The sequence below is a fragment of the Terrabacter sp. 2RAF25 genome, assembly GCF_052115265.1.
Taxonomy (GTDB): Bacteria; Actinomycetota; Actinomycetes; order Actinomycetales; family Dermatophilaceae; genus Terrabacter.
Map to the genome: position 1 here is coordinate 223,886 of NZ_JBFRGJ010000005.1, position 19,741 is coordinate 243,626.

The 19,741-nt window shown below is 70.5% G+C and carries 15 protein-coding genes; 5 read left to right on the top strand and 10 right to left on the bottom strand.

Going from position 1 to position 19,741, the window contains the following annotated elements:
• Nucleotides 1–10: 10 nt before the first annotated feature.
• The 5 genes from AB4091_RS14745 to AB4091_RS14765 all read right to left on the bottom strand — a co-directional run bounded on the left by AB4091_RS14745 (nt 11) and on the right by AB4091_RS14765 (nt 4,874).
• Nucleotides 11–1,519, bottom strand: a complete 1,509-nt coding sequence (locus AB4091_RS14745; RefSeq protein WP_442292502.1) for a polysaccharide biosynthesis protein — start codon at nt 1,517–1,519, stop codon at nt 11–13.
• Complete coding sequence (locus AB4091_RS14750) at nt 1,516–2,766, bottom strand: DegT/DnrJ/EryC1/StrS family aminotransferase (protein ID WP_442292503.1); 1,251 nt, start codon at nt 2,764–2,766, stop codon at nt 1,516–1,518. The genes AB4091_RS14745 and AB4091_RS14750 overlap by 4 nt, the downstream gene beginning before the upstream one ends.
• Nucleotides 2,767–2,812: 46 nt before the next feature.
• A complete protein-coding gene (locus tag AB4091_RS14755; RefSeq protein ID WP_442292504.1) occupies nt 2,813–3,454 on the bottom strand; it encodes a LuxR C-terminal-related transcriptional regulator in 642 nt (213 codons plus the stop codon).
• Between the two features lie 111 nt (nt 3,455–3,565).
• Nucleotides 3,566–4,219 carry a response regulator gene (locus AB4091_RS14760; protein WP_442292505.1) on the bottom strand — a complete coding sequence of 218 codons (654 nt, stop codon included), beginning with the start codon at nt 4,217–4,219 and terminating at the stop codon, nt 3,566–3,568.
• A gap of 13 nt (nt 4,220–4,232) precedes the next feature.
• Entirely contained in the window at nt 4,233–4,874 is a 642-nt protein-coding gene (locus AB4091_RS14765; protein WP_442292506.1) for a sensor histidine kinase, read from the bottom strand.
• A gap of 486 nt (nt 4,875–5,360) precedes the next feature.
• Here AB4091_RS14765 and AB4091_RS14770 point away from each other — a divergent pair, with 486 nt between their 5' ends.
• Nucleotides 5,361–6,359 carry a peptidoglycan-binding domain-containing protein gene (locus AB4091_RS14770; RefSeq protein ID WP_442292507.1) on the top strand — a complete coding sequence of 333 codons (999 nt, stop codon included), beginning with the start codon at nt 5,361–5,363 and terminating at the stop codon, nt 6,357–6,359.
• Between the two features lie 60 nt (nt 6,360–6,419).
• On the opposite strand, the gene AB4091_RS14775 is transcribed toward AB4091_RS14770, so the two are convergent.
• The 4 genes from AB4091_RS14775 to AB4091_RS14790 all read right to left on the bottom strand — a co-directional run bounded on the left by AB4091_RS14775 (nt 6,420) and on the right by AB4091_RS14790 (nt 14,711).
• Complete coding sequence (locus AB4091_RS14775) at nt 6,420–7,688, bottom strand: MFS transporter (RefSeq protein ID WP_442292508.1); 1,269 nt, start codon at nt 7,686–7,688, stop codon at nt 6,420–6,422.
• Nucleotides 7,685–10,717, bottom strand: a complete 3,033-nt coding sequence (locus tag AB4091_RS14780; protein WP_442292509.1) for a bifunctional [glutamine synthetase] adenylyltransferase/[glutamine synthetase]-adenylyl-L-tyrosine phosphorylase — start codon at nt 10,715–10,717, stop codon at nt 7,685–7,687. Before AB4091_RS14780 ends, AB4091_RS14775 begins: the two co-directional genes overlap by 4 nt.
• 14 nt (nt 10,718–10,731) lie before the next feature.
• A complete protein-coding gene (gene glnA, locus AB4091_RS14785; RefSeq protein WP_442292510.1) occupies nt 10,732–12,069 on the bottom strand; it encodes a type I glutamate--ammonia ligase in 1,338 nt (445 codons plus the stop codon).
• A 299-nt stretch (nt 12,070–12,368) separates the two neighbouring features.
• Nucleotides 12,369–14,711, bottom strand: coding sequence for an immune inhibitor A domain-containing protein (locus AB4091_RS14790; protein WP_442292511.1), 2,343 nt, complete (start codon nt 14,709–14,711; stop codon nt 12,369–12,371).
• A gap of 275 nt (nt 14,712–14,986) precedes the next feature.
• On the opposite strand from AB4091_RS14790, the gene panB reads away from it, so the two are divergent.
• The gene (gene panB / locus AB4091_RS14795) at nt 14,987–15,880 is read left to right on the top strand and encodes a 3-methyl-2-oxobutanoate hydroxymethyltransferase (protein WP_442292512.1); all 894 of its coding nucleotides are present in this window, start codon (nt 14,987–14,989) and stop codon (nt 15,878–15,880) included.
• Between the two features lie 54 nt (nt 15,881–15,934).
• On the opposite strand, the gene AB4091_RS14800 is transcribed toward panB, so the two are convergent.
• Nucleotides 15,935–16,144 carry a methionine aminopeptidase gene (locus AB4091_RS14800; RefSeq protein WP_442292513.1) on the bottom strand — a complete coding sequence of 70 codons (210 nt, stop codon included), beginning with the start codon at nt 16,142–16,144 and terminating at the stop codon, nt 15,935–15,937.
• A gap of 110 nt (nt 16,145–16,254) precedes the next feature.
• Here AB4091_RS14800 and map point away from each other — a divergent pair, with 110 nt between their 5' ends.
• The 3 genes from map (at nt 16,255) to AB4091_RS14815 (ending at nt 19,688) form a co-directional block, all read left to right on the top strand.
• Nucleotides 16,255–17,133 (top strand): type I methionyl aminopeptidase, encoded by an 879-nt coding sequence (map, locus tag AB4091_RS14805; RefSeq protein ID WP_442292514.1) that lies wholly within the window; start codon nt 16,255–16,257, stop codon nt 17,131–17,133.
• 92 nt (nt 17,134–17,225) lie between these two features.
• Nucleotides 17,226–17,984, top strand: coding sequence for a polyphosphate--glucose phosphotransferase (gene ppgK, locus AB4091_RS14810; protein WP_442292515.1), 759 nt, complete (start codon nt 17,226–17,228; stop codon nt 17,982–17,984).
• 84 nt (nt 17,985–18,068) lie between these two features.
• On the top strand, nt 18,069–19,688 hold the full coding sequence (locus AB4091_RS14815; RefSeq protein WP_442292516.1) for a serine/threonine-protein kinase: 1,620 nt from the start codon (nt 18,069–18,071) through the stop codon (nt 19,686–19,688).
• Nucleotides 19,689–19,741 lie beyond the last annotated feature (53 nt).

Genomic DNA, 19,741 nt, shown 5'->3' on the forward strand with positions numbered 1-19,741 from the left:
TCGGGAGGTTTCAGAAGTCGTCCGGGTAGGGGGCCAAGGCGATATGGGCCGTCGGGCCGGTGGCCACCACGTAGTTGTCGAGCATCACGCCGAGGGCGGCCTTGACGTCGGTGACGGCGTTGCGCGACGCCGCGTCGAACAGCTCGTCGAGGTGGACGTCGAAGTCGGGGTCGAGCGGCGCCGACGACGTGCTCGAGATGCGTGGGTGCGAGGTCGACTCCCTCGCCTCGTCGTCGGCGAAGAGCGCCTCGTGCAGCTTCTCCCCCGGCCGCAGGCCGGTGTATCGGATGTCGACCTCGTCGATCCCGAGCTGGCGCGCATAGCTCTCGACGAGGTCGACGATGCGGACCGGCTTGCCCATGTCGAGCACGAACGTCTCACCGCCGCGGGCGAGGTGCGCGGCCTCGAGCACCAGCCCGACCGCCTCCTCGATGGTCATGAAGAAGCGCGTCACGTCCGGGTGGGTGACGGTGAAGGGCTCGTCGTTGCGCAGCTGCTCGGCGAGCACCGACAGCAGCGACCCGCGACTCCCGAGCACGTTGCCGAAACGGACCGCGGCGACGACGGTGCCGTCCCGCCCCGTGGCGGCATGCTTGGTCACTCGCTCCGCGAGCTGCTTCGTGGCCCCCAGCACCGAGGCGGGGTCGGCGGCCTTGTCCGTCGAGATGAGGATGAAGCGTCCGACGCCGTGGGTGACCGCGGCCTGCACGACGTTGAGGGTCCCGAGCACGTTGGACTTCACGCCCTCACAGGGGTGGCGCTCCAGCATCGGCAGGTGCTTGAGGGCCGCAGCGTGGAAGATGATGTCCGGCTGCACGTCCGCGATGACTTGGGCCACGCGGTGGGCGTCGCGGATGTCGGCGACGACCAGGTCGTCCGTGTCGAGCAGCCCGGCACCCGTGAGCTCGAGCTGAAGCCGGTGCAGGTTGGACTCGTCGTGGTCCAGCATGACGAGTCGGGCCGGCCCGAACCCGCTGACCTGCCGACACAGCTCGCTCCCGATCGACCCACCGGCGCCCGTCACCAGCACGCGTGCACCGCGGATCGTCCCCTGGACGTCCGGCGAGACCACGTGCATCTCCGGCCGCCCGATGAGGGCCCCGATCTCGAGGGAGCGCAGGTCGGTGCCCACGACGTCGCGCTGCAGGAGCGAGACGAACGAGGGCAGGTGGCGCACGCTCGCACCCACGCGGGCCGCCGTCGTCGCGAGCAGGCGGACCTGGGCCGCTGGCAGCCCGGGGATCGCGAGGAGGACGACGTCGACGCGCTGCACCGTGATCACGGCGAGCAGGTCGCTCAGCGCGCCGAGCACCGGCAGCCGGCGGACCACCCGCTTGGTCGTGTCGTCGTCGAGGAAGCCGATCGGCGCCAGCCCGAAGTCGGGCACTCGCTCGAGGTCGCGGGCCAAGCCGCGGCCGGCCGTCCCCGCACCGACGATCAGCGTCCGCAGCCCCTTCTGCAGGGACGGGATGAAGCCGATCTCTGCCGGTGTCCATGCGTAGTTCAGTGTTGTGCTCACCGAGCATCTCCCCTCTGTGTGGCCCGCACCAGTGCGGCGCAGACCAGGTCCACCTCGTCGTCGCTGACGACCGCATCCATCGGCAGCGAGAGGATGCGCTCGAACACCCCGTCCGCGCCCGGCAGGCCTCCCGCCGGCATCACGCAGTGCCGCCCGAACCAGGTGAGGCGGTGCAGCGGGATGAAATGGACCGACGTGCCGATCCCCTGCTGGCGCAGGCAAACGATGAGCGCATCCCGGTCGATGCCGTAGTCCGCCTCGATGCGCACCGCGTAGAGGTGCCAGGCGTGACGGCCGGCCGAGGGCCGCAGCGGCAGCCGGATGCCGGGCACCTCGGCCAGTGCCGCGTCGTAGCGTGCCGCGACGGACGCCCGGCGAGCCTGGTCGACCTCGAATCGGCGCAGCTGCGCGCGGCCGATGGCTGCCTGCACATCGGTCATGTTCGCCTTGAGACCGTCGAGGGCGACGTCGTAGCGCCAGCCGCCGCCCGGCAGGTATCGCCGCCACGCGTCGGCCGACATGCCGTGCAGCCGGGTCTGCCTGATGCGGTCGGCCACGTCGTCGTCGTTCGTCGTCACCATGCCGCCCTCGCCGATGGCGAGATTCTTGGTGGCGTAGAAGCTGAAGCAGGTGGCCCGCGAGATGGTGCCGACGGGCGCGTCCCCCACGACCGTGCCGAGCGCGTGCGCCGCGTCCTCGACGACGTGGTCGAGATCGACTCCTGCTGCGTCTGCGAGCGCGACGACATCGGTGGGCAGGCCCGCGAGGTGGACGACGACGAGCGCGTCGACGCCGCCGCACTCGGCTGCGGCCGCCGCCAAGGTGCGTGGGCTCGGCATCGCGGTGAGGTCGTCGACGTCGGCCAGGACCGGGACGTGGCCGGCGTGGAGGATCGCCGACGCGGCCCCGCAGAAGGTGACGGCCGACATCAGCACCTTCGACCCGGGTGGCAGTGCGAGCGCTCGGAGCGACAGCTCGATCGCGGCGGTGCACGAGCTCACGGCGACTGCGTGCCGGACCCCGAGGTGCTGCGCGAACTCCCGCTCGAACGCCACGACCTGCTCTCCGGACGTGACCCAGCCGGAGGCGAGGACGTCGACGACCGCCTGCTGCGCCTCCGCGCAGATCCGGGCTCGGGTGAAGGGGACGACGAGCGCGGGGGCGGCCGGGTGCGGGTCGGTGCCCGGGAGCGCTGGCGGCGGGGCCGCGATCTCGGGCACTCCGGACGCGTCCCTGGCCGTCGGCATGGGCGAGGGCTGCGGACGGCGACCGGTGTGCCTCCGGCGCGCGACCTCAACCATGACGGACGCTCGTCGCCAGCTCCACCGCAGCAGGTGCGGAGTGCACGTGCAGCTTGCGCAGGATGCGCCGGACGTACGTGCGGACCGTGTTGTCGGAGAGGTTGAGCGCCGTCCCGATGTCGTGTCTGGTCATGCCTGCGGCGAGACAGTCGAGGACGGCCGACTCGCGCCCGGTCAGGACTTCGGTCCGGAGCGGTGCCGAGGCCGGGGGGCGCGCAAGCGTGGCCGCGACGAGCGACCGCACGGGTTCGGCGGGCAGGTGCGCGTCACCGCCTGCCACCTCCTCGAGTGCCTCGAGGAGCTCCTTGACCCCGGAGCGCCGAAGGACCCAGCCTCTGACGCCGCCCATCAGGGCCTCGAGCAGCAAGCGTTCTCCGTCGGGCCCGACCAGGGCGACCACGCCCACGTCCGGCGCGGCCGCGCAGAGCCGCCCGATGTCCTCGACCCCGTTTCGCTCGTCGAGGCCCAGGGCGATGACGTCGCAGCCACGGGTCAGGCCGCGAGCGACGGCGGCGTCCACCGACGGGGCGGCGCCGGCGAACTTCAGGCGCCGATGCGCCTGGAGGACCAGCGCGAAGGCGTCGATGAAACCTTGGCGCGAGTCCACGAGGACCACTGCGGCATCCTGCTTCATGTCACTCAGGGTGGCGTGGCGGCCCGGGCACCGGACCCCTCGCGAGGGGTACCTCCGCCTACGTCAAACGGATTACGCCCTGCCCCGTCCGGTGACGGGATCGCAAGTGCGTCAGGCTCGCCGGACGTGAGGCGGCCAGTTGATGTCGGCGCCGTGGGCGGCGACGAGGGCCACCGCCTGGAGCCGGGAGTGCACGCCGATCTTCGTCAGGAGGTTCTGGACGTGGGTGCGCGCGGTGCTTCGACGCACGTTGAGGAACGAGGCGATCTCGTCGGTGCCCAGTCCGTCGGCGATGCAGCGCAGCACCTCCCACTCGCGGTCGGTGAGGAAGCTCAAGGTCCAGAGCGGGTCGTCCGCGGCGTCCACGGTGCGCAAAGCTGCCTGCAGGGCACCCGGCTCCACCGCCAGGTGCCCACCGATGGCGAGATCTATCGCCTCGATGAGGTGGAGCAGCCCGCGGTCCTTGCGCACGTATCCGGACGCACCGAGCGCGATCGCCGTGCGCACCGCACTGCTCGAGGTGTCCGCCGAGAAGATGAGCACCTTGGTGCCGGGAGAGGCCTGTCGGATCAGCGGGAGGACGTCGAGGCCCGACCCGTTGGGGTAGTTGACGTCCAGGAGGCAGGCATCGGGCTGCATGTCGCGCACGGCCTCGAGGCCCTCGGCCGGGCTGTGGGTGGTGACCACGTCGTAGCCGAGTCCCGAGAGTGCGGCGCCCAACGTGTCGAGAATCAGCTCGTGGTCGTCGCACAGAACCAGTTTCATGACGGCCGGCCGTTCACAGGGCTACGGCGTCGGGCTCGGATCTCGACTGCAGGACGATGTCCGCCGCGGCGCCGCCATCCGGCCGCGCCGCCAGCCTGAACCGACCACGGCAGGCCGCGACCATGGCCCGGGTCGTGGCCAGTCCGATCGACGTGCGTGGAGCGAGGCGCCCCAGACCCGGTCCGTCGTCGAGGACCCGGATGTGGAAGGCGTCGTCGCAGCTGCCCACCCAGATGAGGACGTGGCCCGCCGGCCCGGCCGCCCGGACTGCGTTGTCGACGAGGCAGCCGAGGGCGCGGGCCAGCGCGACCGGCCGCGCCAGGACTCGACACTCGCCGACGACCTCCACGTCGATCGTCGTGGTCGTCGACATCCGCGCCCGGCCCGCGACCTCGTTCGCGAGCGCGCGGGCGTCGATGTCGGCAACGTGGTCTCCCGCGGCGCCTTCGAGGCTGGCCGCGACCACCTCGGCAAGCCAGGAGGCCTGCTCCTGGATCGAGACCAGGCGCTCACGGACGTCTCCTTGCGACGTCTCCGAGAGCAGCAGGATCGCGGCCAGCGGCTCTCTCAGGTCGTGCAGCAGTGATCTGACCGGATCTGTGTCCGGACCTCGCCACGCCACGATGTCATTTCGTCCGACGACGTCGTCGACCATGTTCTCCCACCCCCAGGCATCAAAGCCCTCCTAGCCAAGGGAGACACACCTGTTTCTCCGGTGGAACTCCCCCCGACCTGTTTCCCCGCCCCCCGAGGCACGCACCGGTCGATGGCTTCAGGCTACGACTGGACCGCTCTGAAACAGGGGTTTAGGCCGGAACTCTCAGCCTTTTTCCATTTAGGCGCAATGCATTTCGTGCTTCCAGGGTGCCTTGGCAGCAGATGACGGACATGTGCTGGCCCGAGCCTGAGGGCCACCTGAGAGCAGGGTCGGTTTGCGACCGGTCCCCGGCGTGTCGATCCCACCGTTTTGGCGTTGACTGTGCAGTAACCGGACAAATGGGTTCTAATTGCCCCACCCGCGTTCGCGGCCCCCTGTCGGCCCCTCTCCACGCAGCCGGGACACAACACAACACCCCTCGCGCCCTGCCGCCCTGCCTCGCGCTCGGGTGGATCCCGCACACCCTGTTTCGGAGACCCCGTCATGAACCATGCCACCTCGCCGCGACGCCGTTCGCGGCACGGCACCCTCAGCCTGCTGCTCGTAGTCGTCGCGGCCCTGGCCCTGTTCTGGTCGGCGGCGCCGACCGCGACCGCCGGAGGGGCCCCCGCGCCACGCGTACCTGCCACGCCCACCGGTCTGCCCAAGGCCATCGAAGGACTCGCGCCGTACGTGCCGGGCGTGGCCTGTGACATGCGCAACCGCACCGGAACGATCAAGCTGGCCGAGCTGGTCAAGACGACGTACGCCAACACGTACGGGCTCGTGCGGTCCTGCACCTCGGCGACCAAGCCGTCGGAGCACTACGACGGCCGCGCCGTCGACACCTTCTTCAACGTGCGCGACACGACGCAACGCACCAACGCCAACGCGCTCATCTCGTGGCTGCTCGCCACCGACACGGCGGGCAACCCCTACGCGAATGCCCGTCGCCTCGGCGTCATGTACATCATCTGGAACAACAAGATGTGGAGCTCCTACCGCACCGCCGAGGGTTGGCGACCGTACAGCACCTGCGCGACGACGCCGTCGACCGCGTACGACACGACGTGCCACCGGAACCACATCCACATCTCGCTGTCCTGGGAGGGGGCCCTCGGGCGCACCTCCTTCTGGAGCAAGCAGGTCGCGCCTGTCGACTGGGGCCCCTGCCGACTGCCCGACCTGAACTGGTCGATCGGCTGGGGCGCGCCCAACCCCCAGCGCTGCCCGACCTACCCCGTGGTCGCGGCCCCGGCCGGCGCGAGTGCCCTGCTCAAGGAGATGGTTCCGCGCTCGGGCATGGTGCTGAGGCCGGGCATGTCCGGCCAGGCAGTCACGACGCTCCAGAAGGTCATCGGCGTCTCCGCCACGGGCAACTTCCTCTCGACGACCACGACCCGCCTCAAGGCGTGGCAGACCGCCCACCACCTGCCCGCCACCGGCATCACGTGGCCGGCGACGTGGCGGGCCATGCTGGCCGCCAACGGAATGCACCGCTGACCCATCGCATCGCCGGGCCCGCGCGTGAGCGCGACACCTCGCAGCGACCTCCCGGGCAGCTCAGGCTGCGTGGGAGGTCGTCGGCGCGTAGGCCCGGTCGACGGCGGTGCGCACCCGACGGTGCGGCCAGGTCGCGGCGAGCACGGCCACGAGGGCCAGGCACGCCGCCGCGCAGATCGTGACGCCCCAGTGGGCGTTGGTGTGCTGGCCGACCCACCCGGCTGCGAGGTACGAGGCACCGGCCGCAGCGATGGAGACCGACCCGGCCAGGCTGAAGATGCGACCACGCAGCTCGGGCTCCGTGACGAGCGCGAAGGTGGCCTGCAGCGGCACCATGAAGGCCTGCAGCATGCCGGAGCCGAAGAAGAGGACGCCCACCACCCACGTCGGAGGGTGCAGCGCCGTGAGCAGAAGCGGCAGCGGCATGGCCAGCGCGAGCGGCACGATCGACCGGTTCTGCTGGTGCACGTCCCATCGACCGATGAGCAGGATCCCGACCACGGCACCGACGATCGGGGCTGCCATGAGCACCCCACCCCAGCCGTTCTGGCCGGCGATCGGGATGGCCAGCGCCTCGGGGGCCGCGATGCCGAGACAGGCCACGGCGCTCAGCGTGACGAGCCGCGCCAGCACCGGGTGCCGGGCAAGGTCGCCGGCCGCAGTGGACAGGTCACGCACGAAACCACGCAGGCCCTTGCCGCGTTCGCCCGACACAGGTCGCAGCGGCGCGACGAAGAGGATGACGAGTGCGGCCACGACGAACGTGACGAGGTCGAAGAGCAAGCCCGTCTCTGGACCGAGCAGCGCCGCCAGCGCGCCGCCGAGCGCAAGCCCGATGGCCTGGTTGAACTGCTCGGACATCGCGCCGAGACCGACGGCCCTGGCATAGAGGTGGCGGTCGTCGAACAGGTCGGTCACGAGCACCATGTTCGACGCCGACGAGGCGCCCCCGATGAGCTCGAGTGCGAACAGGACGAGGAACATCACCCAGAGGGCAGAGCCCTGCATGACGAGCCACATCAGCCCGAGCACGCACGCGGCCCGCAGCAGGTGCGACCAGATGAGCACCCATTTGTAGGGGAACCGGTCGACGATCGGCCCGATCAGGCTGCGTCCGAAGAAGGTCGGCACGAGGCTGACCGCGAGGGTGGTCGCGGTGGCCAACGGCGACGAGGTGCGCTCGAAGACGACTGCGGCGATCGTGACTCGCGCGATGTAGTCGCCCCACATGGACAGGGCGTTGGCGAGGAAGATCGGCAGGAACCGCGGGACGCCGAGGACGGCGGCATACGTCGGCACGACGCTGCCGGCCCCCTGACTGGAACTCACGTGATGACGCTACCCCTAGGTGGTGAGTCGTAAAAGTTGAAATCAGTCGCGTGGCGCGAGCGGCGGGCCACGCGCCGCCACAGCTCCCCCAAGGCGGCCCCCTCACCCGCCGAACGCCCCATGATCCGGCCGATGCCGTCGAGGTCGCGGACGTCGGACGGCACGCTGTCGATCGGCCTCCCCCGCCACAGCACGCCGGCGTTGCGCATGAGTGAGCCGAGTCGCCACGCCTCGCGCAGGTCCTTGACGTCCTCCGCCGACACGAGTCCCTCGGACGCCAGCGCCGACAGTCCGTCCATCGTGCCGGTGACCCGCAGGGCGGGGCGGGCGTACGCGTGCTGGAGCTGGTGGAGCTGCACCACCCACTCGACGTCGCTGAGACCGCCGCGGCCCAGCTTGAGGTGCGTGCGGGGGTCGGCGCCCCGCGGAAGGCGCTCGCTCTCGACACGAGCCTTCATGGTGCGGATGTCACGCACCTGGCTCTCGTCGATGCCCCCCTCGGGCCAGCGGAGCGGGTCGATGAGCTCGAGGAATGCGTCGGCGAGTGACTGGGGCCCGGCGATCGGGGTGGCGCGCAGCAGCGCCTGGAACTCCCACGTCAGGGCCCACCGCTCGTAGTAGGTGCGGAACGAGTCGACGCTGCGCACGAGCGGGCCGGCCTTGCCCTCGGGTCGCAGGTCCGGGTCGAGGCCCAGCACCGGGTCGGGCCCCGACCCGGACAGCAGCTTGCGCAGCTCCTGCACCACGAGGGTGGCCCTGGCCTGGACCACCTGCTCCTCGGAGCCGGGGTGCGGCTGGTGCACGAACATGACGTCGGCGTCGGAGGCGTAGCCCAGCTCGCGCCCGCCCAGGCTCCCCATCCCCACGACGAGGACGTCGCCGCCTATCGGCTCGCCCTCGCGGAGTTCCACCTCCCGGACGGCCACGTCGAGCGCGACCTGGATGGTGGCGCCGGTGAGGTCGCTGAGGGCCGCCCCCACCCCGGGCAAGTCGATGACGCCGACGAGGTCACCCATCACGATGCGCAGCAGCTCGTGGCGGCGGATGGCCCGCACCGCGGCCCCCGCATCGGCGGCGGACTCGCGACGCCCGGCAGCGGACTGCATCGTCGAGGTGATCGCCTCGCGCGACCTCGGGACCAGGCCGTTGTCGTCGCCGAGGATCGACACGCTCTCGGGCGATCGCACGAGGAGGTCTGCGGCATACCTGCTGCGGGCGAGACAGTGCGCCAGGCGGTCGGCGGCGCGGCCCTCGTCGCGGAGCATCTTGAGGTACCAGTGGGTCGTGCCCAGCTCGTCGGACACACGCCGGAACGACAGCAGACCGGCGTCGGGGTCGGCCTCGTCGGCGAACCAGCCGAGCATGACGGGGAGCAGCGTGCGCTGGATCGCCGCTCGCCGGCTCACCCCGGTGGTCAACGCCTCGATGTGGCGCAGCGCGCCGGCCGGGTCGCGGAAGCCGAGCGCGAGCAGCCGCTGCTTGGCGGCCTCGGGGCTGAGGCGCGCCTCCGTGGGGCTCAGCTTGGCGGCCGCCGCGAGCAGGGGTCGATAGAACAGCCGCTCGTGCAGCCGCCGCACCTCACGCGCCGACGCCTGCCGGTCGGCAACGACCGCGCGCTCAGGATGCGTGCGGTGACCCATCGCCCGCCCCAGCCGGCGCAGGTCGGCCTCGGCGACGGGCATGAGGTGGGTGCGCCGCAGCCGGTGGAGCTGGATGCGGTGCTCGAGGCAGCGCAGGTGGCGGTAGGCGCGGTCGAGGGTCGCCGCGTCGTCCCGACCGACGTAGCCGCCGCGAGCCAGGGCGGCCAGCGCCTCGAGCGTCGTGGCGGAGCGCAGGCTGGGGTCGGTGCGACCGTGGACGAGCTGGAGCAGCTGGACGCTGAACTCGACGTCGCGCAGGCCGCCCGGCCCGAGCTTCAGCTGTCGCGCTGCCTCGTTCGCCGGGACGTTCTGCTCGACCCGGCGGCGCATCGCCTGCACGTCCTCGACGAAGTGGTCACGGCCGGCCGCCTCCCACACCATCGGCGAGATCTCGGCCTTGTAGCGCAGCCCGATCTCCTTGTCTCCGGCGGAGACCCACGCCTTCAGGAGGGCCTGGAACTCCCACGTCTTGGCCCACCTCTCGTAGTACGCCTTGTGGCTGCTGATGGTGCGCACGAGCGGGCCCTGCTTGCCCTCCGGCCGGAGCGCCGCGTCGACCGGCCAGAGGCTCCCTTCGGGCGTGGGCGTCGAGCAGGCCCGCATGGTGGCCGTGGCCAGAGCCGTGCCCACCTGGAGCGCCGTCTCCTCGTCGACGCCGTCGGCGGGCTCGGCGACGAAGATGACGTCGACGTCGCTGACGTAGTTGAGCTCGCCGCCACCGGTCTTGCCCATGCCGATGATGGCGAGACGGCAGGCCTCGTGGCCCTCGCCGTACTCCTCGCGCGCGATGGCGAGGGCGGCCTCGAGGGCTGCCTCTGCGAGCTCGGCCAGCGCCTCGCCCACGGCCGGCATCTCGGAGAGGGGGTCGGCCGCGGTCACGTCGAGAGCCGCGATGCGCAGCAGCCCCCTCCGGTAGGCGACGCGCAGGGCGTCGAGCGGTGCGCGGTCGCCACGTCCCTCGGTCACCGCGTGCACGAGGTCGCTGCGCACCTGCTCGCCCGGCCGTCGCTCCGCGTTGACGCAGTCGACCCAGTGCTCGGGGTGGCGAACGAGCTCGTCGACGAGGGCCGTCGAGGCGCCCAGCACGCCGAGGACGCGCTTGCGGCCCACCCCGCCCGTGGAGAGCTCGCGAGCAAAGGTAGAGATGCCCCAATCCGTTGGGTCACCCTGGGCCGCAAGGGATTCCGCGACCCTGACGAGCCCCAGCAGTCCCTGGTCGGGATCGGCCGTGTCACCGACCACGGCGACGAGGTCGTCGAGCTGGCCCTCAGGGAAGGCGGCCCGCAGCGGCAGCAGCGCGCGGTCGTCGAGCAGCCCGGCCGCCCGCTTCGGGTCGGCGAAACCGAGACGCGCGAGGGCTCCCTCTGTGGTGCTGGTGCGTGATGACATCGGAGGCGGGCGCGTCACAGCCTGGGCAGGTAGCGGTTCAGCTCGAACTGGCTGATCTCGTGGCGGTAGTCGAGCCACTCCTGCCGCTTGTTGCGCAGGAAGAAGTCGAAGACGTGCTCACCGAGCACGTCGGCGACCAGCTCGCTCTCCTCCATCACCTCGAGCGCCCTGCCGAGCGAGGCGGGCAGCGGCTTGATGCCCATCGCGCGGCGCTCGGCATCGGTGAGGCTCCAGACGTCGTCCTCGGTCTCCGGCGGCAGGTCGTAGCCCTCCTCGATGCCCTTGAGTCCGGCACCGAGCATCACTGCGAACGCGAGGTACGGGTTGCAGGCGGCGTCGAGCGAGCGCACCTCGACCCGCGTGGACTGGCCCTTGTTGGGCTTGTGCATGGGCACGCGTACCAGGGCGGAGCGGTTGTTGTGACCCCAGGTCAGGTGGGCCGGCGCCTCTCCCCCGCCCCAGAGACGCTTGTAGGAGTTGACCCACTGGTTGGTCACGGCCGCGGTCTCGGCGCCGTGGCGCAGCAGCCCGGCGATGAACTGCCGGCCCACCTTGCTCAGCTGGTAGGGCGCACCCGCCTCGTAGAACGCGTTCGAGTCGCCCTCGAAGAGCGAGAGGTGCGTGTGCATGCCCGAACCCGGGTGCTCCGAGAACGGCTTCGGCATGAAGGTCGCGTAGATGCCCTGGGTCAGGGCCACCTCCTTGACCACGGTGCGGAAGGTCATGATGTTGTCGGCAGTGCTGAGGGCGTCGGCGTAGCGCAGGTCGATCTCGTTCTGGCCGGGCGCGCCCTCGTGGTGGCTGAACTCGACAGAGATGCCCATGTTCTCGAGCATCGTGATCGCCGCGCGTCGGAAGTCGTGGCCGGTGCCGTGGGGAACGTGGTCGAAGTAGCCGGCGTCGTCGACCGGCACGGGGCGGCCGTCGGGCCCCCGTCCCTGCTCGAGGAGGAAGAACTCGATCTCGGGGTGCGTGTAGAAGGTGAAGCCGAGGTCGGCGGCCTTGCCGAGGGCGCGCTGCAGCACGTGCCGCGGGTCGGCGAAGCTGGGTGTGCCGTCGGGCAGCTGGAGGTCGCAGAACATGCGGGCCGTGCCGGGCGGGTCGCCGCGCCACGGCAGGATCTGGAACGTCGAGGGGTCGGGCTTGGCGAGCATGTCGGCCTCGAACACGCGCGCGAAGCCCTCGATCGCCGAACCGTCGAAGCCGATGCCCTCGGCGAAGGCCCCCTCGAGCTCGGCAGGCGCGACGGCCACCGACTTCAAGGTGCCGAGCACGTCGGTGAACCAGAGACGGACGAAGCGGATGTCGCGCTCTTCGATCGTGCGCAGCACGAACTCTTCCTGACGGTTCATGTGTCGATCCTGCCGCATCGCTGTTTCGTGCATGTGACGTGACACGTTTTGTGGACGCCGTTGCCCCGTATGCCGTCTGCCGCCGCCCAGGAGGCCAGGTCGTCGGGAACTGGGCGCTCGATGGACGGGGCAGGGACCGACCCCGTCGAGTGCCCACTAACCGACACGAGGCCCGCCCGTCGGGAACTGGGCACTCGATGGACGGGGAGGGACCGACCCGTCGGGGACTGGGGCTCGTGGTAGGCGAAGGGGCCCCCGGGGGTTTGTCCCCGGGGGCCCTCGCCGTCATGACCGAGAGGTCACTTGAACTTGACGTCGACCTGCAGCTCGTTGCCGCCCTGTCGGGTCTTGGCCACGGTCATCGTCGTGCCCGAGCCGGCCACCTTGGTGGACGCCCACGGGTTGTCGGCCGTCCAGTAGCGGTTGGGGTCGCGGTCGTCGAACGTCGGGAGAGCCGGCTGCGACGGCACCTTGGTGGCGACGCCGTTGCGGTGGAAGGTCACCGCGTCGGTCTTCTCCTGGCCGAACGTGGCGTCGAACGGCTGGCGCCGGTTGCCCAGCATGGTGCGGGTGCCGTTCGCGTTGTTGAGCATGATCGGCGCCGGGCGGGCGTCGACAGGCAGGACCTCACCGGCACCCGGGTGGGCCGACGTGTTGTTGTCGGTGTACTCACCGTTGGCGAACCAGACGAGCATGCCGTTCTGGTACGGGAAGCGCTCCACCCAGTCGGGCTTCGTCGTGCCCCAGCCGAAGTTGTACGGGCCGGACTTCAGCGTTGCGTCGTAGCCGCTGTAGACGCGGTTCTCGGCGAAGTAGAAGTCGTTGACCTGCTTGGAGGTCGTGCCCGTGCTGATCGTGAAGCCCTTCGCGGTCCACGCACCGGCGCCGGACTCGACGTCGTCGACCGTGCCGACCACGCCGTCCTTGGTCAGCGTGATGTCGTCGATGAACGCCTCGCTGGAGACGCCACCGTCGGTCATGACGTGGAAGCGGAACAGCACCTTCTGGCCGGCGTACGCCGAGAGGTCCCAGGTCTTCGGCGACCAGGCGAACTTGCCGGAGTCCTCGGAGAGCTGCTTCCACGTGGTGCCGTTGTCGGAGGACACCTCGCCGTAGAGGAAGTCGTAGCCAGCTTCCAGGTTGCCCTGGACGTAGGCGCTGAGCGAGGCGGACGTGGCCCCGGCCAGGTCGACCGGGCGGGTCAGCGTCGAGTTGAGGTTGTCACCGAAGCCACTCCACCACTCGCCCTTGCCCGAGTGCGGCGTGTTGCGCTTCGTCGTCACCGTGCGCTCCGGCAGCGGGACCACGAGGGCCTGCACCGAGTCGCTCTTCGTGGCGAGGTCGGCCTGGCTCAGCTTGACCGTGGTGTTCTTGCCGTACGGCACGACCGTGTGGTCGAGCCAGCCGAGCTGCAGCTTCTCCCACGGGCCCATGTAGCCGGGCGTCGTGCCGATGGAGTCCTTGCCGTGGTTGAGCCACGAGCCACCGCTCATGAGGGTCCAGAAGGCGGTGCTGTTGTCGCCGCCCTGGGTGTCGTAGAGGTCGGGCAGGCCCAGGTCGTGGCCGAACTCGTGGGAGAACACACCGAGGCCGCCGTTCTCGGGCTCGGTCGTGTAGTCGCCGATCCAGATGCCGGTGTCGCCGATCTGGATGCCACCGAGCTTGTTGCCGTCGGGGCCGGCCTTGCCCTGCAGGTTGGAGTAGGCGTACCAGCGGTGCGACCAGATGGCGTCCTCACCCTCGGTGCCGCCGCCGGCCTCCTCGCCCTCACCGGCGTGGATGGCCTGGAAGTGGTCGATGTAGCCGTCGGGGCGGTTGTAGACGCCGTCGCCCTTGGAGTCGTAGCGGTCGACCTTGTCGAACTGCTGCAGGTAGGTGCGGATCTCGGCAGTGGTCTTGCCGGACGCCTTCTGCGCGTTGAACCAGGCCTGGGCCGAGTCGTTGATGTAGCTCCAGTAGCCGTCGGCCTCGCTCGTTCCGTCGCCCTTGACGGGGTTGTGGCCGTAGCGCGCCTCGTTGTAGGGCACGGTGACCCAGTCGGAGACGTCGCCCTTGGCGAGGAAGCGGCCGTTGGACTGCTTCTGGTAGAAGTCCCGGAACGACTCGCCCTGCCCGAACATCATGTCGAGGTAGTGCTGGCGGTTGAAGTCCTTGGTCCAGTACGTGGAGTTGTTGTCGGTGGCGTCGCCGTCCCACTTGCGGTCGGGCTGCGCGATCTGGTTGTGCACCGGACCGGCCGCGCCAGCGGTGGCGGGCATCGTCTTGTCACCGAAGTCGGTGAGGATCGTGAAGATGTCCTCCTCACGGTTCACCGGGTAGTTGACGTACTTCGACTTCTTGGGCTTGCCGCTCTTGTCGGTGCCCTTGCTCTTGACCTCGATGACGCGGTTGCCGTTGATCGTCCTCGTGGTCGCCTCGCCCTTGAGCAGCTTCGAGATGGCGTCCTTGCGCTCGGCTACCTGGGCGTCGGCGAGGGGGTTGGGCAGGTTGTCGTGCCGCGAGGCCTGGGCTGCTGCGGGGTCGCCGCTCACCGGTGCCTTCGCGACGGGCGTTGCCTGAGCCTGCATCGGTGCGGTGAGGCCGGTGACGACGAGCGCCCCCACGGCCAGCCCCGAGACAGCGCTCCAGTGGCGCTTGTTCAAGATGATCCTCCTGGTCACAGGCGCCGCACATCCGGCGCCTCAGGTATGACAACACAGACATCGGACAATGTGGCCCCTAGCCCCCTAAAAAACGAAAAAAGTTGTGCCACAGGGCAGTTCAGCCCAAAGAACGTAAATTCTTCGTAAAGAGCCGGACTCGAACCCTTCCCAAGATGCCTCTGGGTCAGATACAGAACGCATCTGTCACAGAGGAATCAGGGACGACGACCACAGGCCGACCGGTCCTCGGAACCCCCGCCGTTATGCTCCGAGCCATGAGCACTGACGCGCCCGAGGAGCAGAGTCCCTACGGCACGGGCAGCCGAGCCGGCGAGCCGGCCGCCCCGTCGGGCGCGTCCGGGCCCGTGCCGCGCCGCGTACGCATCCCGCACCTGCAGTCGATGAAGACCGAGGGGCGCCGCTGGGCGATGCTCACGGCATACGACATGTATGCCGCCCAGATCTTCGACGAGGCAGGCATCCCGGTCCTGCTGGTCGGTGACTCCGCCGGCAACAACGTCTACGGATACGAGACGACCGTTCCGGTCACGCTCGACGAGATGGTGCCGCTCGTGCGCGCCGTCTCGTCGGCGGCCCGGCGGGCCCTCGTCGTCGCCGATCTGCCGTTCGGCTCCTACGGCGCGTCGATCGAGCAGGGCTTCGCCAGCGCCGTGCGACTCATGAAGGAGGGGCTGGCGCACGCCGTCAAGCTCGAGGGCGGCACCGCGATGGTCCCTCTGGTCAAGGCCCTCACGGACGCCGGCATCCCGGTCATGGCCCATGTGGGCTTCACGCCCCAGAGCGAGCACCAGCTCGGTGGCTATCGCGTGCAGGGTCGCGGCGACGCCGCCGACGCGCTCGTCGACGAGGCCCGCGCGCTGCAGGAGGCGGGTGCCTTCGCGGTGGTGCTCGAGATGGTCCCGGCCCCCGTCGCGGCCCGCGTGACCGAGGTGCTCGCGATCCCCACCATCGGGATCGGCGCCGGCAACGGCACGGACGCCCAGGTGCTCGTGTGGAGCGACTTCGCGGGCCTCCGCAGCGGCAAGGCGCCACGCTTCGTCAAGAAGTACGCGGACCTCCGCGGCACGCTGCTCGACGCAGCCAGGGCGTATGCCGCCGACGTCGAGTCGGGCACCTTCCCCGGCCCGGAGCACTCGTTCGAGTCCTGAGCAGCGGCTCGTCCGCCCGGTCAGCGACCCGGCGGACGAGGCAACGCGGCGGCGTCAGGTCGTCGGGCCGTCGCTCGCTCCGGAGCCTCCGCGCTCGTTCCACTCACGATCCTCGGCGTCCCAGCTCTCGGTCTTCTTGTGTGCCGTGTCGAGGGCGGCCCTCGCCTCTGCCTCCGACGCGTACGGCCCGAGCACCTGCTCGCCCCGGCTGCGGTTCTCGTCTGTCTCGACCTGGCCGGTGTCGACGTTGTACCAGAAGCTCACGTGCGCACTCCTTCTCTCGGGATCTCGTCACGGATGGGGTCGCTGGACGAGGGTCCGTCTCGTGGGCGCCCGTCGTGGACGTCACCCGCGGACGACCTAGACTCCACCGTATGCCGTTGCTCCACCCGCGGGTGTCCCCGCACGCCGTCAGCCCGCGCCGAGCAGTGCCGGCAACGATCGAGCGCCCCCACTACGTCGACGTGGTCAACCCGCGCGAGGACGGCGACGTGCACATCAAGGACGCCGAGCTCGTCGAGAAGATGCGGGTGGCCGGTCGCATCGCCGCCAACGCGATGGTCGAGGCGTCCAAGGCGATCGCGCCGGGAGTGACGACCGACGAGCTCGACGCCGTCGCCCACGCGTACCTGCTCGCCCATGGGGCCTACCCCTCACCGCTCGGTTACAAGGCCTTCCCCAAGTCGGTGTGCACGAGCGTCAACGAGGTGATCTGCCACGGCATCCCCGACTCCCGCCCTCTCGAGGACGGCGACATCGTCAACATCGACGTGACGGCATACGTCGACGGTGTGCACGGCGACACCGACGCCACCTACCTCGTCGGCGACGTCGACGAGGAGTCGCGCCTGCTCGTCGAGCGCACCCACGAGGCGATGATGCGGGGCATCCGCGCTGCGCGCCCCGGACGCCAGCTCAACGTCGTCGGCCGCGTCATCGAGAGCTACGCCAAGCGCTTCGGCTACGGCGTCGTGCGCGACTTCACCGGTCACGGCATCGGCCTCGAGTTCCACTCGGGCCTCATCGTGCCGCACTACGACGCGGCACCCCACCACGACACCGTCATCGAGCCCGGCATGACCTTCACCATCGAGCCGATGCTCAACCTCGGCACGCACGAGTGGGACATGTGGGACGACAAGTGGACCGTCGTCACCCGCGACGGCTCCCGCTCCGCGCAGTTCGAGCACACGATCCTCATCACCGAGGACGGCAACGAGATCCTCACCCTCGCCGACGGCGCCCAGCCCTAGGTCCGTCCACCGGCTGCCTTGACGCACAGTCGGACTCACCCACTCGCACCACCCGGAACGACCTCAACGTCCTCGACAAGGAAGCAGGGACCATGGCCAAGAAGGGCACGCCTCTCGGCATCGACATCGGAGGCAGCGGCATCAAGGGCGCACCCGTCGACCTCAAGAAGGGCGAGCTCGCCGGCAAGCGGCTGCGCATCGACACCCCACTGCCGGCGACGCCCGACGCAGTGGCCGAGGTCGTCGACGAGATCGTCGACCACTTCGCCGACGTCACGGGCGACTCCCCCATCGGCGTCACGATTCCCGCCGTCGTCATCCGGGGCACGGTCCTGTCCGCGGCCAACATCGACCCGACGTGGATCGACACGGACGCCGAGGCGCTGATCAAGGAGCACACCGGCCGCGCCGTCACGGTGCTCAACGACGCCGACGCCGCAGGCCTGGCCGAGCTCTACTACGGCGCCGCCAAGGGTGTGAAGGGCCTCGTCATCCTCACGACCCTGGGCACCGGCATCGGCTCCGCCCTCATCCACGACGGCCGGCTCGTGCCCAACTCCGAGCTCGGCCACCTCGAGATCGACGGCTACGACGCGGAGGACCGGGCAGCCTCGTCCCGCAAGGACATCGAGAGCCTCTCCTGGGACGAGTACGTCGAGCGGCTGCAGGTCTACTACGACACGATAGAGAAGCTCTTCTCCCCCGACCTGATCGTCGTCGGCGGCGGCATCAGCAAGGACGGCGACGAGTTCATCCCGAAGCTGAAGGCCCGCTGCCCGATCGTCGCCGCCCAGCTGCGCAACCAGGCCGGCATCATCGGCGCCGCCCATCTCGCCGTCGACCTGGCCTGACCCGACCACCAACCGGCCACCAGCCGGCCTCAGCCGCTCCAGCGGCCCGACCGACCGTGTGCGAGGTGCTGACAGGAGGGCATCGTGACCGAGCAGCCTGACCTGGTCATCGCCGGGCGCTACCGCCTGCTCGAGCGCATCGGGGCCGGCGGCATGGGACACGTCTGGCGCGCTCGCGACGAGCGGCTGGGCCGCACCGTGGCGGTCAAGCTCCTGCACTCGCCCGTCGGCCTGCCCGACGCGGAGGCCGACATGGCCAGGCAGCGCGCCATGCGTGAGGCGCGCATCACGGCACGCCTCCAGCACCCCAACGCCGTCCCGGTCTTCGACGTCGTCGACCACGACGGGCGTCCCTGCCTCGTCATGCAGTACCTGCCGTCGCGCAGCCTCCAGGACGTGCTGGCCGAGGCTGGCACTCTCCCCGTGGACGAGGTCGCCCGCCTCGGCAGCGAGGTCGCCGCCGGGCTCGCCGCCGCACACGACGCCGGCATCGTCCACCGTGACGTCAAGCCGGGCAACATCCTGGTCGGCGACGACGGCACGGCCCGCATCACCGACTTCGGCATCTCGCACGCGCTCGGCGATGCCTCGCTCACCTCGACCGGGCTGGTGACGGGCACTCCCGCCTACCTCGCCCCCGAGGTGGCCCGCGGAGCCGCGTCGACCTCGGCCTCCGACGTCTTCTCCCTCGGGTCGACCCTGTTCGCCGCTCTCGAGGGGGCACCTCCCTTCGGCCAGGCCGACAACGCCATGGCCCTGCTGCACCGGGTCGCCACCGGCAACGTCACCGAGCCCAGGGCGAGTGCGGTCTCACCGTTGTTGGTGCGCATGCTCGACCCCGACCCGAGCCGGCGGCCGTCGATGGACGAGGTGGCCCGGTCACTGACCGCGCTGGCCGCGGGTCGCACAGTGGCGTTCGAGGCCGCGTCGGGGCACACCAAGGTCCTGCCCGCGGCTCCTCCGGCGCCATCGCGCCCGCCGGCTGCGGCGACGCGTCCAGAGCCGGTCGCAGCGCCTCGAGTCGCAGCGTCCCCGTCGGGACAGCCGCCGGGCCGCCAACGCCCGGAGCCGGCGCCGGCTGGTCCGTCCGGCGAAAGTCACTCTCGCACATGGCTGCTCACCGCCCTGATCGCCCTACTGCTGGTGGCCGGCGGCATCGCGTTCGTCCTGTCGCGGAACGGGAGCACCCCGAGCGGCACGGCCGCGCCGCCGTCGTCCAGCTCGGTCGCCTCGTCCAAGCCGTCGCCGTCGACGTCACGCGCCAGCTCTCCACCGACCAGCAGCGCGGCAGCACCGACGACGCCGGCCCCACGCCCGACGACGCCGGCCCCACGCCCGACGACCACGTCCACGTCCACGACCCAGGCTCCGCCGCCGGTCACCGCGCAGGACCTCGAGCGTGCGGTGCGCGACTACTACGCGCTGCTGCCGGGTGACCGCGACGCCGGCTGGGCGCGGCTCTCCGCGCGGTACCAGCAGACCACCGCCAAGAACCGCGAGACCTACGAGGCGTTCTGGACGTCGGTGGACAAGGTGAGCACCCACCAGGTCCGGGGCAGCTCACCCGACTCGGTGACCGCGACCGTGCGATACGACTTCGGCGACGGGCGACGGGTCGAGGAGGTCACCTCCTACACCTTGGTGCGCCAGGGCGACGCCCTCCTCATCGACAGCTCGACGGTCCGCTCCAGCCGGCCTGCCTGAACCGGAGCGGCGCCGTCGCGAGGTCCCCCCGGGCGGCCGCGCCGGGCGCACGG